Source organism: Priestia sp. SIMBA_032 (assembly GCF_046535215.1).
Lineage (GTDB): Bacteria > Bacillota > Bacilli > Bacillales > Bacillaceae_H > Priestia > Priestia aryabhattai.
Window position 1 is genome coordinate 1,160,411 of record NZ_JAWRXD010000001.1, and the last position, 15,182, is coordinate 1,175,592.

A 15,182-nucleotide genomic window follows, 5' to 3' on the forward strand; every position below is an offset into this window, starting at 1 on the left:
CCTTCTCACTTTGCATCAAACAACATTTCAAATTTCAAATCAACTGAAATGCATGCATTTTAAAAAAAGCTGCTTCTATAGCTTACAACAAAAAGCATAACTTGTATTGTATCAATTACCGGCCCTCTATTCAATATTAGTTGTATACAGTTTGTGTTTTATTTATAATAAAAGAACAAACTCTTTACATATGGAGGTTATTATGGCTAAAGATAGTTCATTTGACGTTGTGTCACAAGTTGATTTATCAGAAGTAACGAATGGCATTACCATGGCAACAAAGGAAATTAAAACCCGCTATGATTTTAAAGGCAGTAAAAGCGAAATCTCGCTCGAAAATGAAGAGCTTGTTCTTATTTCTGATGATGAATTTAAGCTTGAACAGTTAAAAGACGTACTGATTTCTAAGCTCATCAAACGCGGCGTACCTACACGCAATATCTCCTACGGTAAAATTGAAAATGCTTCTGGAGGAACGGTTAGACAGCGCGCTAAGTTAATTCAAGGTATCGACAAAGACAACGCTAAAAAGCTAAATACAATTATTAAAAATACCGGTTTAAAAGTAAAAAGCCAAATTCAAGATGATCAGCTTCGCGTAAGCGGTAAAAATCGTGATGACCTGCAGCAAATTATTTCGGCCATTCGCAGCGCTGATTTACCTATTGACGTACAATTTATTAACTACCGCTAAAAAATGAATGCCCCGGCATTCATTTTTTCTTTTAACGCCTCTTTCTATTCGTTCACACTTATCCCTATGCATAGATACACATTCTTAACAAATACTAGTATACGCTTACATACTCATATTAATTAAGGAGTGTATACCAATGAATCAAAATCAAAAACAAAACTTCCCGCCTCAGCATCAGCAAAATCAGCCAGGTATTGAGAAAGATATGCATCCAGTCCCTACCTCTATCGCTCCAGACTATAAGGCAAGCGGAAAATTACAGGACAAAGTAGCCGTTATCACAGGAGGAGACAGCGGCATTGGACGTTCTGTTGCTTATCATTACGCGAAAGAAGGCGCAAATGTTGTCATAACCTATCTGAATGAACATGATGATGCAAATGAAACTAAAAAACAAGTTGAACGAATGGGAACTTCTTGTTTGCTGCTTGCTGGTGACATAGGAGATGAGCATTTTTGTCAAGAAGTCGTCTCAAAAGCCATTCAGACTTTCGGAAAAATAGACATTGTAGTCAATAATGCAGCTGAACAGCATCCTCAAAAAAGTATTACGGATATCACGACTGAACAGCTTACCCGTACGTTTCAAACAAATATTTTTTCAATTTTTCATTTGACCAAAGCTGCATTGCATCATTTAAAACAAGGAAGCGCTATTATTAATACAACGTCTGTGACAGCTTACCATGGACATGACCAGCTCATTGATTACTCTTCAACCAAGGGTGCTATCGTTGCTTTTACACGTTCTTTATCAGCTTCGCTCGCAACAAAAGGTATTCGTGTAAACGGCGTAGCTCCGGGACCCATTTGGACACCCCTTATTCCGTCTACGTTCGACGAACAGCAAGTTGCAACATTTGGCTCTAACACACCTATGAAACGGGCTGGACAGCCTTCTGAGCTCGGAGCGGCCTATGTATATTTGGCAAGTTCTGATTCTTCTTATATGTCCGGGCAAGTTCTGCACATTAATGGGGGATCCATTGTAAACGGATAACATTTTTCTTCGGTCATTCATTTATTTTTATGTGGAAACACTATCAGAATTCAGCTATTTTTGTTTAAATAGAGATATGAACACCGTTAAAGGAGAGTATTTGAATGACCGATACATTAAGCACTCTTAAACATATATATGAAACCATTTTAAATAAAGTCGATGCCGGTATCCATGCGGTCGATGAAACAGGAAAAACCATTATTTACAATGAAAAGATGACAAAGATGGAGCTGATGGATGAACAAGACGTTTTACATAAAAACTTGTTAGATGTGTTTATGTTCAAAGAAAATCAGCAAAGCACGCTTGTACAGGCGCTGCAAAAAGGAAAAGAAACGGTTAACGTCAAGCAAACGTATTTCAACAATCAAGGACAAGAAATCACGACGATTAATAATACCTTCCCTATTTTAAAAAACGGGGCCATTCAAGGAGCGGTTGAAATTGCTCAAGACGTTACGAAACTAGAGCGTCTAATCCGGCAAAACATTAGGCAAAAAGGAAACACACGCTTTACGTTTGATAGCATCATCGGAAACAGTCAAGCCGTTCACGATGTTATTGAAGACGCTAAGCGCGCCACTAGAACTCCTTCTTATGTCTTAATTATTGGAGAAACGGGCACGGGGAAAGAACTGTTTGCCCAAAGCATACATAATGGCAGCAGCCGCTCTTCTGCTCCTTTTATTTCACAAAACTGTGCTGCGCTACCGGATAATTTAATTGAAAGCCTTTTGTTCGGTACGAAACGCGGAGCTTTTACAGGTGCAATGGATAACCCTGGTCTTTTCGAACAAGCGCAAGGAGGCACCTTACTGCTAGATGAAATCAACTCGTTAAACCCAAATCTGCAGGCTAAGCTTCTTCGAGTACTGCAAGAAAAAACCGTACGAAGAATTGGGGATACAGTAGACAAACCGGTGAACGTTCGAGTCATCGCGAACATGAATGAAGACCCAATCGATGCGATTGCAGAAAATCGATTACGCAAAGACTTATATTATCGACTTGGCGTCGTGACGCTTTTTATTCCTCCTCTTCGTGAACGAAAAGAAGATATTATTGAATTAACAAAGTTTTTCATCAAAAAATACAATGATTTGTTTCAGATGAATGTAAAAACCGTAGATCACCAAGTCATGTCTTCTTTTCTCTCTTATGACTGGCCAGGGAACGTACGGGAATTAGAACACATTATTGAAGGCGCCATGAACTTGGTGATGGATGAAGACGTTATTCACTATTCTCACCTTCCTTTTCAATACAGAACGAAGTTCCAGCTAAAGCAGCATGAACATTCTGAAGATAAAACAAGTAGTGAAGCACCTTCTTATCCAAGCGCTTTTCACCCTTCTCTTCCTTTAAAGGAACAGCTGTTAGCGTTCGAAGCAGAATGTATTAAACAAACGCTTGAACAATACAACCACAACATCTCAAAAAGTGCTAAGATACTAGGGCTGACCAGACAAAGCTTGCAATATCGTATGAAACGATTAAACATCCGCTCCAAATAAAAAAGAAGTGCACTGTGCACTTCTTTTTTATTTTGCTTTATAAACCGGTGAATCCGATTGTTTTTGATTAATATTTTTCTTGATTCCTACGTGATAATACACGTAGAGTACAATAATTAAAGGGACACCGCAGTAAAGACCAATTCGTTGATCCGGAATAAAAATTAAGCTGATTAATACAAGTCCATACAAACAGAAACCTAGAATAGGAACGAACGGATAAAGCGGCGTTTTAAATTTTAATTCCTTTATGTCTCCTCCTTCCGCTAAAAAACGACGGCGGAACATAAATTGAGAGGCACAAATGGACATCCAAACAATAATGGTCACCATTCCTGAAATCGAAATAAACCAAAGATATACGGTTTCAGCAGCCACGACGCTTGTAATCAACGAGCATCCTGAAATAATCATCGTCACAATTAACGCGTTAATTGGAACACCTTTTGAAGATAATTTCTTTAAAGGTTTTGGCCCCATATTGCTGTTTGACAGTGACCAAAGCATACGAGAAGCAGCATAAACTCCGGAGTTCGCCACGGATAGAACGGCTGTTAAAATGACAAAGTTCATGATATCCGCTGCATAGGGAATGCCAATTTGATCTAATACGGCAACAAACGGACTTTCAATAACTCCCGCTGTTTTGTATGGAAGAATAGAAACTAAAACAAACATAGCTAACACAAAGAAAAACAGCGTTCTCCAAATGACGTTTCGAATAGATCTCGGCAACGTTTTCTCCGGGCTTTCACTTTCTCCTGCTGCAATGCCGACAAGCTCCGTTCCTTGAAACGAAAAGTTAACCGTTACTAAAGTTAATAGAACTGCCAGTATCCCATTTGGAAAAAGACCTGCGCCTTGGGTGAAATGTGAAAGAAACGGTGCGGATTCTCCTCCTTTAAAGTCAATAAAACCAAAAACAGCAGCTCCTCCAATTAAAATAAATAGAATAATAGCCGTAACTTTAATACTCGAAAACCAAAACTCAGTTTCAGCATAGCTTCGAGCAGAAAGAGCGTTAACTAAAAACGTAATGACGCCAAAAATCAAGCACCATGACCATACAGGTACATCAGGAAACCACCTCTGCATTAAAATTCCTGCTGACGTAAATTCAAGCCCTGTCGTATTTGCCCAGCTGAACCAGTACAGCCATCCAATCATAAAGCCTGTAGAAGGTCCTAAAAACCTTGTAGCGTATTCTTGAAAGGAACCTGAAACCGGCATTGCTACCGCTAGCTCTCCTAAACAAAGCATAACTAAGTACATGAGGAAGCCGCCTATTATATAAGCAAGAATGGCTCCTCCCGGCCCCGCCTGGCTAATAGTAAAACCCGAACCTAAAAATAATCCTGTCCCAATCACGCCTCCTAACGCAATCATAAATAAATGTCTGCTTTTCATTGTTCTCTGTAATTGGTTTTGTTCTGTATGTCTGTTCATCGGTACCTCCATTCTTCATTTTCTTATAGGGTGTTTGTACAAGGATGACCACTTTTTAATATATGAACAGTTGTTTCTTGAATCAACTTAGGAAGGACGCCGAACGAATAAGGCTTGTATACTCGCTCTGTCCACTTATGTCCGTCTTTCCCATATACTCCTATATTGATGGACGGAATGTTTAACTCTCGAATTTCACGGAAAGGAATCGACCCTGCAATCTCCCACCCCGGAAAGTTACGTGTAAAAGCATCAATTTCCTCATCTGTCTCATGAAGAGATAAAAAGCTGCCATCCGCTAGATAAGGGAAAAATTTTTTAAACTGAAACGTCTCTCCCGTCTGTTTTCCAACCTTCTCCACAGCCGCTTGTAAAGGATAAAGAAGCTGCTGATCTCTGCTTTCGTCTTTCTTCAAGTGATTATGAGGCAGGTAAGGCGGTGCAAAAAAGACAATTACGCGCGGACTTTGATGAGGATCTAACTTTTGAAGTTCTTCAATTACTTTAAAGCACCTTGTTCTAAGTTCTAAATGCGCATACTGTTCGAAAGCTTGTTCAATACAAGCCTGAGCATCTATCCCTTTTTGATCCAATTCTTCCAGATAATCTTCTAGACTCACGACATCCACTTTCCAAGACAAGTTTCGCTTCGGTAAGTTCGTTCTCCGAACAAAAAGTTCATAATAATCAGAAAGTTTTTTCTCCACTTTTTCACATGCTTCGATTGATGTTCCAATTAATTGACTCATCACTTCTTTTGCCGTTCTTTCGTAGATGAAATAGTTAAAATACAAATGACTGCTTACAGCGGTTTGCACATTATAAGCCTCTTTATTATCTCGCTGATACAGGCAGGAAGGCGGCAGTACCAGCTCTCCTTCAATATTTTCAGCTAGGTTAATATTGTTATGGATGCTTCTCGTAATCTCAGATGCAATCAAATTAGGATCTATGCCAGCAAGCGTATCTCCTACATGCACTTCCCTTCCGTAAATATAAAAACATGGAAGCAGTTTCCCAGCGGCTCCTGTATAAATATAGCGCGTGGAATCTCCATCGTAAAGAGGTGTAATAAAATCGGTATTAATCGCTGCTGTATACGAAAGATTTTTTTCTTTTTTCAAACGGTTCAGCTCAGAAACAGCAGAAATAATTCCAGCATGCTGACTTTCCTCATCTGGATTGACCATAAAAAGCACGTTTCCTTCTAATTGATTTTGATGCTTAGTAAAATGCAGCACATTAGCTAAATGTACAGCAATTCCACTTTGCATATCAACGGCTCCTCTTCCAAACATCCATTCACCCGAGCGAGCATCTCGCTGTACATCTTCATTAATATTATGCATAGAGAAATAGCGCTGAAGTGCTTCTGGATCTAACGCTATGTCTTTTAATGAACCAAAATCTTCAATGCCAACCGTATCTAAGTGAGCGTGATAAATAATTGTTTGAGCATTTTTTTGGCTGCCTTGAATAAAAGCAAATACATTTTTTCTGCCTAGCGTATCGCCATTAATTTTCTGTTCCCAGATGTGAAGCGGATTTTCTTTGAAATAAGGGAAACTTTGAAGCGTGTTTTTAATAAAATCAGCAATCTTTACTTCGCCGCTTGTCCCATTGATACTTTTGATTTTCACTAACGCTTTTGTTAAACATTCAACTTGCTCTTCAATGCTTAGCCGTGAGAGTTGGGTATACACTTCTATTCCTCCTGCCTATCAAATAAAAACGTCATTTAGCTGCATATGAATAAAAATAGTACGATATATACATATCGTACTATTTTTATTTACTTTAAACCGATTACTCAGCAAATACTTTTTCAATTCGTTCAATTGCCCAGTCCAACTCTTCTTTTGAAATCGTTAACGGCGGAGCAAAACGAATAACCGTACTGTGCGTTTCTTTACAAAGCAAACCTTGGTCTTTTAATTTTTCACAATAAGGACGAGCCTCTTCGTGTAATTCTACCCCTATGAATAGACCGCGGCCGCGCACTTCTTTAACAACTGGATTGCTTAAGCTTTGGAGCTTCTGTTTGAAATAAGAACCTAGTTCTAATGAACGCGCTGGAAGTTCCTCGTCTTCAATTACTTCCAAAGCAGCTAATGATACGGCACAAGCAAGCGGGTTTCCTCCAAACGTTGAACCATGAGAACCAGGGTTAAAGACACTTAAAATGTCTTCGTTAGCGACTACGCAAGAAATAGGGAAAACTCCTCCTCCAAGCGCTTTACCTAAAATCAGCATATCTGGTTCTACGCCTTCCCAATCACAAGCAAACATTTTACCTGTACGCGCTAAGCCAACTTGAATTTCGTCAGCAATAAATAGCACATTATGTTCTTTACATAAGTCAGCTGCAGCTTTTAGGAAGCCTTCTGGAGGTAAAACAATACCTGCTTCGCCTTGAATTGGCTCCATTAAAAATGCGGCCGTATTTGGTGTAATAGCGGCTTTTAACGCTTCTAAATCACCGTAAGGAATCGTTTGAAGCCCTGGAAGCATCGGTCCAAAACCACGTTGATATTCTGCTTCAGATGATAATGAAACAGCTGTCATTGTGCGACCGTGGAAGTTGCCCACACATGCGATGATTTGTGCTTGATTTTCAGCAACACCTTTCACATCGTAAGCCCAGCGGCGTGCAGCTTTAATGGCTGTTTCTACCGCTTCTGCTCCCGTATTCATTGGAAGAGCCATATTTTTATTTGTCAATTTACAAATCTTTTCATACCATGGGCCAAGCTGATCATTATGAAACGCTCGTGACGTTAACGTTACTTTATCAGCTTGGCGTTTTAATGCTTCAATAATTTTCGGATGACGGTGCCCTTGGTTAACAGCGGAATAAGCACTTAGCATATCCATATATTTATTATTTTCTGGATCGTGTACCCATACGCCTTCTGCTTTTTCAATTACTATCGGCAGCGGATGATAGTTGTGTGCTCCAAATTTTTCTGTTTGCTCAATGATTTTCACCGTTTTTTGTGTTTCAGTTGTCATATTTATTCCTCCTTATTTTCCAATTAGAATGTTTCAGATGTTGTTTTTGCTTGCATGTGAAGAACAAGATAATCCGGTCCCCCTGCTTTTGAATCCGTTCCTGACATATTAAATCCGCCAAAAGGCTGGTACCCTACAATCGCTCCTGTACATCCTCTGTTAAAATACAGATTTCCAACATGGAACTCTTCACGGGCGCGTTCAATATGCTCGCGGTTATTTGATAATAAAGCGCCTGTTAATGCATATTCTGTATTGTTTGCAATCTCCATCATATGATCAAAATCTCGCGCTTTAGAGAATGCTACTACCGGACCAAAAATTTCTTCTTGCATGAGACGAGCTTTTTCATCTACATCCGCAAAAATAGTTGGCTGAATGAAGTATCCAGTTGAATTGTCTGCTTCTCCTCCCGCAACGAGACGCCCTTCTTCTTTTCCAATTTCAATATACGATAATACTTTATTGTACGAAGCCTCGTGAATAACAGGTCCCATATAAGTCGAAACTTCTTCCGGGTTGCCAACGGTTAATGTTTTTGTTAGCGCAACTGCTTTTTCAAGCACTTCCTCATACACATCTTGATGCACAACGGCACGAGAACCTGCGGAGCACTTTTGCCCTGCAAAACCAAATGCAGAGTATACGATTGAAGAAGCCGCTAAATCGAGATCTGCATCTTTGTCTACAACCACCGTGTCTTTTCCACCCATTTCAGCAATAACTCGTTTTAGCCATTTTTGTCCCGGCTGTACTTTTGCTGCCCTTTCGTAAATGCGGCAACCTACTGCGCGCGAACCGGTAAATGAAACAAAGCGTGTTTTTGGATGTTCAACTAAGTAGTCACCGATTTCAGGTGTAGCACCAGGAATAAAGTTTAATACGCCTTTCGGTAATCCCGCTTCTTCCATTACTTCTACAAATTTCGCTGCTACTACAGGAGTGGCATCAGCTGGTTTTAATAAAATCGTGTTTCCTGTTACGATAGCTGCTACCGCTGTTCCAGCCATAATAGCTAACGGGAAGTTAAATGGTGAAATAATAATACCTACGCCAAGCGGAATATAATTGTACTGATTATACTCACCGTCTCGGCTCTGTACTGGGGAACCATCTTTTAATGTCAAGACTTGACGTGCGTAGTACTCTAAAAAATCAATGGCTTCTGCTGTATCAGCATCTGCTTCATTCCAAGGCTTTCCTGCTTCTTTTACAAGATAACTAGAAAATTCATGTTTTCTTCGACGGATCATGGCCGCTGCGCGGAAAAGAATATCTGCGCGATGTTCTACTTTCCATTTTTTCCACGTTTCAAAAGCTTTTAGAGCTGACTGCATCGCTTGCTCTGCTAGATCTTTATTTACTGTAGAGACATATCCAATCACTTCTTTTATATTCGCTGGGTTAACAGACGTAATTTTCTCTTCAGTCTCCACTTTTTCACCGTCGATCACAAGCGGGTACGTTTTGCCAAGCTGTGTATTTACATATGTTAATGCTTCTTGAAATGCCTTTTTATTGTTTTCGTCCTTAAAATTTGTAAATGGTTCATGAGAATAAGAAACTACCATGATATATACCTCCTAGTATGCAAATCTTTGTTTACTTTATAGTTATGCAAATAGCGTGCCAACTTTTAATAAAACTTTACAGTCTATTTGTCATCAAGGTTTTCACCACTTATATTATTCTTTCTTTTTAATAAATGAAAAAATAATTGGCGTGTGTATATTTTTTTTGCACTTTAAATGCCAATATATTTGGCACAAAAATATATTGAGACATACCTAAATCAGTCCAATCTAAAAACGAAAAAATCCGAACGAGTTGGATTCTCCATCAAGAATCAAACTCGTTCGGATTTTCTTTCAACTACAATACTTTTGTTCCAGCCTCTTTTCTATTTGTTTATAAAGTTATCTCTTCTTCATTTGAATGGTTTTACAGGACTGTCTTTTAATCATTTTGTGAGGAACGCGCACTTGTTCTGCAACAGCATATGGCGTTTCAATCTGCTTAATCAAGCAGATTACGGCCTGATAACCAAGTTCAAAAATATTAATATCAATTGATGTAAGAGCTGGTCTAGCCATTTCAGCGATTAAGACATTATTAAAACTGACAATAGAGATGTCTTCAGGAACCGAAATCCCCATTTCATCCAATGTATTTAAAACGCCTAATGCCATTAGGTCATCTGCTACTACTAGAGCCGTTGGACGTTCTTTTAGAGATAAAAGTTCGCAAACAGCTTCTTTTCCTCCCTTCTGTAGAAATTCTTCATGAATCACATACTCGTCCCGGTAAGGAATGTTTGCTTTTTGAATCGCTTTATCATAGCCTGTTAAACGGTCAATGGTAACGACTAATTCAAGACTTCCACCAATAAACGCAATACGCTCATGACCAGATGCAATTAAATATTCCGTCGCTTCTTTTCCAGCTTTAAAATTATCATTATCAACAAACGTGATGCTTTCACTATGCTTAAACGGCTTTCCAATAACTACAAACGGCACGCTCTGTTCTTGCAAATAAGAAAGTACTTGATCATCAACTTTGGAGTACAGCAAAATTAATCCATCCACTCGTCTTCCCTGTACCATTTGAACAACTTCTGCAAAAATCTCTTCTTCCGTTTCTCCAGTGGACATATAAATCGCTCTTTTGTTTTCGTGAGCTCCGGTGCTGATTCCTCTTAGCACTTCTGGAAAGAATGGATTTTGAAACACCTTGTCTGCTGAGCTCGGCATCACTAGGCCGACTGCCTCTGTCGTTTGATTTGCTAGACTTCGCGCAATAATATTTGGGTGATAACCAAGTTCTTTCATAGCCGATCGCACGCGCTGTTTTGTTTTTTCACTAATTCTTGAGCTGTCTGCAATGACGCGAGATACCGTCGAAGGGGCTACATTTGCTAAATTTGCCACATCTTTTATTGTTACACCCATAATTCCACCTCTTAATTATGTTTTCTTCATTACTACTTATCCAATATAGTTTGACAACTACGACGCGCTGTCCTTTTTATGAGATTGAGAAATTTTCTTTTCTTTTCTTCTTTTTGACGATGCTTTGTACAAAAAGGTGCCAAATCCCGTATAAACAGCGGCAACCGCTGCGATATATCCAATATTAACACCTGACTTTTTCACTACTTTATATACATTTGTAGTCTCAGGCTCCAATGAAATGTTGTATACATCGTCAACTGGTCGTATAATTCCTTCCGTTATTAACCCTCTTAATTCATTTTCTTTTCCAACTTTTTCAAGAGGGACATTAATGGCCGACGTTTCCTTTGTATTATTAATCACAACAAACGTCGTTTCATCCTCATACATTCTCTTGTATACAGCCACACCTTTTTGCTCAGATACAAGGGTAAAGCTTCCTTTTCGAAGAGAAGGCGATTTTGCTCTAAGTTCAGCCAGTTTTTTTAAATGATCTATAATATCGGGATTAGCTAAAAAATTCATCATGCCATAATTTTCTGCTCCCTTTCCCCCATTCAGCGCAATTTCCGTTCCATAAAAAACGATTGGTACAGTCGGCGAAGTATAAAGGTAGGAAAGCCCTTGCTTTGTTCGGGCTCCAGGATGGTTTTCACTCTTTAATGCTTTTGCTGTAAAACGTGTGCTATGAACATCATCTAAAAAATTGGCTAAAGGCAAATTACTTCCTTTTTCCCACTTGTCATACAACATTTTCTGCAGATGATTAGTACCGCTAAACGTAGCAGCAGTGGCTTCGGCTAGCGTTCTATCTACAAGCAAATCCATTCCTAATGAATCAGCCTGCTCACTTTTTTTTAATGAACGTCCGTTTATTTCTCCTATTAATAGAAAGGAAGAATCCATGCTTTTTAACGTCTGAGAAAAGGATGAAATAAATGCAGAAGGAGCTTGATCGATATCTTTAACGTAATATCCGTCAATATCTGCTTGTTTGCTCCACCAAGCAGCATTTTTAATAAGGTATTTCTGCACGGCGCTTTCTTTTAAATTAAGGTGAGGCAATGCTTTAATTACTTCGTTATCTGTACCGGATTCATTACTTATCCATGTTTGTTTTCCTTTATCTGCTATCCAGGTATGATTGTTACTGATTGTCAAAGGAAATTCGACCATAATTTTTATATTGCGCTCATGTGCTTTCTTCACAAGATTTTGTAAGTCTTTTAACGTTCCAAAATGATCGTCTATTTTATAATGGTTGGTCACCGCATATCCATGATAGCCTGTCTCATCATTTTCCATAAAAGGAGTTAATAAAACAGCGGTAAATCCCATCTCTTGAATATAGTCTAACTTTTGTGCTACTCCCTGTAAATCGCCTCCATAATAGGCATCTGAGCGTTCATAGTTCACATTTCGATCATTCTGTTCACTTCCGTTATAAAAACGGTTAATCATCAATGAGTATATCACCTCATCACGTATATCTTTATGATCTTGCGCTGAGGCGCTGCTTCCAAAAAGCAATAATAGTATAAGTAGCATACTTGTCCTTTTCCATTTCATCTATTCCCCTCCTATAGACGAACTGTTTCAAACTCACTTTTGTTTCCATTATAACGTTAACGCTTACATTATTGTTAAATAAGTTGATAAAAACAAAAAAAGTGATTAAAAGTTTTTACTTTTAATCACTTTTTTCCATCTATATACTGTTATACCGTCTCATTTACGTTCGATATCTGAGGTTTATCCGATACTTTACTCACTTTATTTAATCGATCAATCAATCCAACACCAAATTCAGGATGGAGATTACCGTCTCCTGTCGCTACAAAACTTTCACGAAATTCGTATGCGGATGAACCGTGTTCAGCAAAATCTAAACCAGCAATTTCTTCTTCGCTTGATACTCGAATAGAAGAAAAACGTGTGAGGACAAACAAGAAGAGCCCAACCGTTCCAATTGTCCAGCCCATCACAGCTATAATTCCAAGAGCTTGAATACCTAATAGCTGTACGCCGCCGCCATAAAATAAACCATTAGCTGTATCAAACAGCCCCACTGCTAATGTACCCCAAATACCGCAAACTCCATGAACAGTAGTAGCACCAACTGGATCATCTAACTTCATTTTGCTATCGATAAAATGCACAGCTTCTACTAGAATAATTCCCGCAATCAGCCCAATGACGATCGCGCCTGGGATCGATACGTTTGCTGTTCCAGCTGTAATCCCTACAAGCCCAGCTAAGGCACCGTTTAATGTTAAGCTAGCATCAATACGTTTGTAGCGAAACTTTGTGTATAAAGCAGAAGACAGGACTCCGCATGACCCAGACATTAATGTAGTGGCGATGATTCCTGGGACAAGAGCAGGATCGGCCGCTAATGTACTTCCTCCATTAAATCCAAACCAGCCAAACCAAAGGATAAATACACCTAATGCGCCAAGTGGAATGTTATGCCCTTGAATAGCATTGACTTTTCCATCGCTTCCATACTTTCCAAGACGTGCTCCTAGAAAAGTAACTGCTACAGCCGCACCAAGAGCTCCAGTCAAATGAACAACTGTCGATCCCGCAAAATCTACGAAGCCTAGTTTGGACAACCATCCTCCTCCCCATACCCAGTGACCTACAACTGGATAAATCACAGCTACCATAGCAATTGTGAGCATCATATAGCTGGATAGTTTCATACGTTCCGCTACCGCTCCTGAAATAACCGTAGCGCACGTTGCTGCGAAAACAATTTGGAAGACAAAAAAGCTCATTTGATCGCTTTCTCCATTTAAAAAAAAACCGCTTGAACCGATAAATCCTCCTTTTGAATTTCCAAACATAAGGGCAAAACCAATCACAAAATACAATACGGAAGATACAGCTACCGTTAGCATATTTTTCATTAAGATATTAAGCGAATTTTTAGAACGAGTGAAGCCTGTTTCAACCATCGCAAACCCTGCGTGCATTAAAAACACAAGTACTGCCCCAAACATTACCCACATCATGTCAATTGATGCACTGACTGATTCGACAGTTGGATCAGCAGCATTAACGCGTGTTGCCGCCAACAGACTAATAAACAAAACCGCACTAATTTTCTTTTTCAACGCTTAACTCCCCCTCTATTAAAATAACACTCTCTTTTTATAAAATAGCCTCTACACCTGCTTCTCCTGTTCTAATTCGTACAGCGTCTTCTACCGGATATACAAAAACCTTTCCATCACCTATTTGATTCGTAGAACAAATTGATTGAATGATCTTAATGACTTCATCAACTTGTTCTGCTTCTAAAATCATTTCTACTTTGACTTTAGGTACTAATTTGATTTCAAAACTTTGTCCCCTGAACAGACCCTGCTCTCCTTTTTGCTGACCGCAGCCTGCCACTTCTGAGACCGTTAATCCGTTTATTCCTACTTCCTCTAATTTTACGCGCAGTGCTTGAAATTTTTCTGGACGAATGATGGCTTCTACTTTTTTCATCGTAATCCCTCTTTCATGTCAGTTTTATTAACATTTAATGTTATGTATATTATCATATAGGTAATTTTCTGAATATTCAAGCTAATATACGATAAAAATAAGACTTTTTTCTTATTTACATAATAGTTAACGCTTTCATATCTTTTCAAAAAAAAAGTAACGCAAAGGAAAAGTAATCCCTTTGCGTTACCCTGTAGAAATAGATGTCATAATTTCCTTTTTCACTTGACTTGTGACAAAGTGCTTTTCTGTAAATACGTCATAATTTTCTTTTCGAATTTTATCAAGAATCGCTCGGTATAAATGCGCCGCTCCTGTAAGAGGTAAACGAGAAGCCACGGGATATTTATGAATCGACTGAAGCCCTTTTATATAATACATTTCCGCTTCTTTGGCCAGGAGCTCCCACATTTCTATAAATTCAGAAGTGACCCACCGGTTCTCTAACAGCGTGCGCGTATATCCGTAAGAGTTCATAAAGTCTTTCGGTAAATAAATACGCCCTCGCTCTAGGTCTTCTCCCACGTCTCTTAAAATGTTAGTCAGCTGCATCGCAATGCCTAATGCAACTGCTTCTTCTTCTAATTCTTTATGAGTAGTTGGAGCTAAAATCGGTAAAAGCATTAACCCTACCGTACTCGCTACGTGATAGGAGTATGTTTTCACTTCATCAAGCGTATCGTATTCTTTTTTTACTAAATCCATTCGCTGGCCGGTAATCATATCATCAAACGCTTGAACATTCATCTCATATTGTTCAAATACGTTTCGCAGAGCTACCCACATGGGGCTTTCGTTTAATAATTTTCCATTTTTAAAACGGACAAATTCTCCCTCGAATTGCTGCAGCTCTATTTCAGGGTTGCTTCCTTCATCTACAATATCATCAACTTGACGGCAAAATGCATAAACCGCCCATACTGCTTTTCTTTGTGTTGACGGCAGCATGGAAAAAGCTTTGTAAAACGTTTTTGAGTTTTCTTTAATAATTTCCTCACACTGATTGTACGCTTTGTCTAACGAAATGTTCATCATATAGGACCCCTTTCTCTATTAAA

General features: G+C 38.9%; 12 protein-coding genes. 3 read left to right on the forward strand and 9 right to left on the reverse strand.

The annotated features are described in order from the left end of the window. The first annotated feature begins 202 nt into the window (after window positions 1-202). The 3 genes from SB717_RS05790 (at window position 203) to SB717_RS05800 (ending at window position 3,214) form a co-directional block, all read left to right on the forward strand. Window positions 203-694: a YajQ family cyclic di-GMP-binding protein gene (locus tag SB717_RS05790; protein WP_014461618.1), complete on the forward strand. Its 492-nt coding sequence runs from the start codon at window positions 203-205 to the stop codon at window positions 692-694. Between the two features lie 139 nt (window positions 695-833). Continuing rightward, entirely contained in the window at window positions 834-1,697 is an 864-nt protein-coding gene (locus SB717_RS05795; RefSeq protein WP_410903416.1) for an SDR family oxidoreductase, read from the forward strand. A 104-nt stretch (window positions 1,698-1,801) separates the two neighbouring features. Continuing rightward, window positions 1,802-3,214, forward strand: a complete 1,413-nt coding sequence (locus SB717_RS05800; protein ID WP_074679317.1) for a sigma-54 interaction domain-containing protein — start codon at window positions 1,802-1,804, stop codon at window positions 3,212-3,214. A 27-nt stretch (window positions 3,215-3,241) separates the two neighbouring features. Here the strand turns inward: SB717_RS05800 and SB717_RS05805 are convergent, their stop codons facing one another. From SB717_RS05805 to SB717_RS05845, 9 genes are all read right to left on the reverse strand, one after another. Beyond that, window positions 3,242-4,660 carry an amino acid permease gene (locus tag SB717_RS05805; RefSeq protein WP_074679319.1) on the reverse strand — a complete coding sequence of 473 codons (1,419 nt, stop codon included), beginning with the start codon at window positions 4,658-4,660 and terminating at the stop codon, window positions 3,242-3,244. 23 nt (window positions 4,661-4,683) lie between these two features. Then, on the reverse strand, window positions 4,684-6,363 hold the full coding sequence (locus SB717_RS05810) for a M20/M25/M40 family metallo-hydrolase (RefSeq protein WP_410903417.1): 1,680 nt from the start codon (window positions 6,361-6,363) through the stop codon (window positions 4,684-4,686). Window positions 6,364-6,466: 103 nt separating this feature from the next. Beyond that, a complete protein-coding gene (locus SB717_RS05815) occupies window positions 6,467-7,672 on the reverse strand; it encodes an ornithine--oxo-acid transaminase (RefSeq protein ID WP_074679324.1) in 1,206 nt (401 codons plus the stop codon). A 23-nt stretch (window positions 7,673-7,695) separates the two neighbouring features. Further along, on the reverse strand, window positions 7,696-9,243 hold the full coding sequence (gene pruA, locus SB717_RS05820; protein WP_264133856.1) for an L-glutamate gamma-semialdehyde dehydrogenase: 1,548 nt from the start codon (window positions 9,241-9,243) through the stop codon (window positions 7,696-7,698). Window positions 9,244-9,588: 345 nt separating this feature from the next. Continuing rightward, on the reverse strand, window positions 9,589-10,623 hold the full coding sequence (locus tag SB717_RS05825) for a LacI family DNA-binding transcriptional regulator (protein ID WP_410903418.1): 1,035 nt from the start codon (window positions 10,621-10,623) through the stop codon (window positions 9,589-9,591). A 57-nt stretch (window positions 10,624-10,680) separates the two neighbouring features. Beyond that, window positions 10,681-12,195, reverse strand: coding sequence for an alpha-amylase family glycosyl hydrolase (locus SB717_RS05830; RefSeq protein WP_410903419.1), 1,515 nt, complete (start codon window positions 12,193-12,195; stop codon window positions 10,681-10,683). A gap of 149 nt (window positions 12,196-12,344) precedes the next feature. Continuing rightward, the gene (locus SB717_RS05835) at window positions 12,345-13,745 is read right to left on the reverse strand and encodes an ammonium transporter (RefSeq protein ID WP_410903420.1); all 1,401 of its coding nucleotides are present in this window, start codon (window positions 13,743-13,745) and stop codon (window positions 12,345-12,347) included. A gap of 37 nt (window positions 13,746-13,782) precedes the next feature. After that, window positions 13,783-14,124, reverse strand: a complete 342-nt coding sequence (locus tag SB717_RS05840; RefSeq protein ID WP_028412404.1) for a P-II family nitrogen regulator — start codon at window positions 14,122-14,124, stop codon at window positions 13,783-13,785. Between the two features lie 186 nt (window positions 14,125-14,310). After that, window positions 14,311-15,159 (reverse strand): phytoene/squalene synthase family protein, encoded by an 849-nt coding sequence (locus SB717_RS05845; protein ID WP_410903421.1) that lies wholly within the window; start codon window positions 15,157-15,159, stop codon window positions 14,311-14,313. Between the last annotated feature and the right edge of the window lie 23 nt (window positions 15,160-15,182).

Bases quoted from the DNA above. Each gene is read 5' to 3' on its own strand.
- SB717_RS05790 (WP_014461618.1), top strand. From the start codon at position 203: ATGGCTAAAGATAGTTCATTTGACGTTGTGTCACAAGTTGATTTATCA.
- SB717_RS05795 (WP_410903416.1), top strand. From the start codon at position 834: ATGAATCAAAATCAAAAACAAAACTTCCCGCCTCAGCATCAGCAAAAT.
- SB717_RS05800 (WP_074679317.1), top strand. From the start codon at position 1,802: ATGACCGATACATTAAGCACTCTTAAACATATATATGAAACCATTTTA.
- SB717_RS05805 (WP_074679319.1), bottom strand. From the start codon at position 4,660: ATGAACAGACATACAGAACAAAACCAATTACAGAGAACAATGAAAAGC.
- SB717_RS05815 (WP_074679324.1), bottom strand. From the start codon at position 7,672: ATGACAACTGAAACACAAAAAACGGTGAAAATCATTGAGCAAACAGAA.
- pruA (WP_264133856.1), bottom strand. From the start codon at position 9,243: ATGGTAGTTTCTTATTCTCATGAACCATTTACAAATTTTAAGGACGAA.
- SB717_RS05825 (WP_410903418.1), bottom strand. From the start codon at position 10,623: ATGGGTGTAACAATAAAAGATGTGGCAAATTTAGCAAATGTAGCCCCT.
- SB717_RS05830 (WP_410903419.1), bottom strand. From the start codon at position 12,195: ATGAAATGGAAAAGGACAAGTATGCTACTTATACTATTATTGCTTTTT.
- SB717_RS05840 (WP_028412404.1), bottom strand. From the start codon at position 14,124: ATGAAAAAAGTAGAAGCCATCATTCGTCCAGAAAAATTTCAAGCACTG.
- SB717_RS05845 (WP_410903421.1), bottom strand. From the start codon at position 15,159: ATGATGAACATTTCGTTAGACAAAGCGTACAATCAGTGTGAGGAAATT.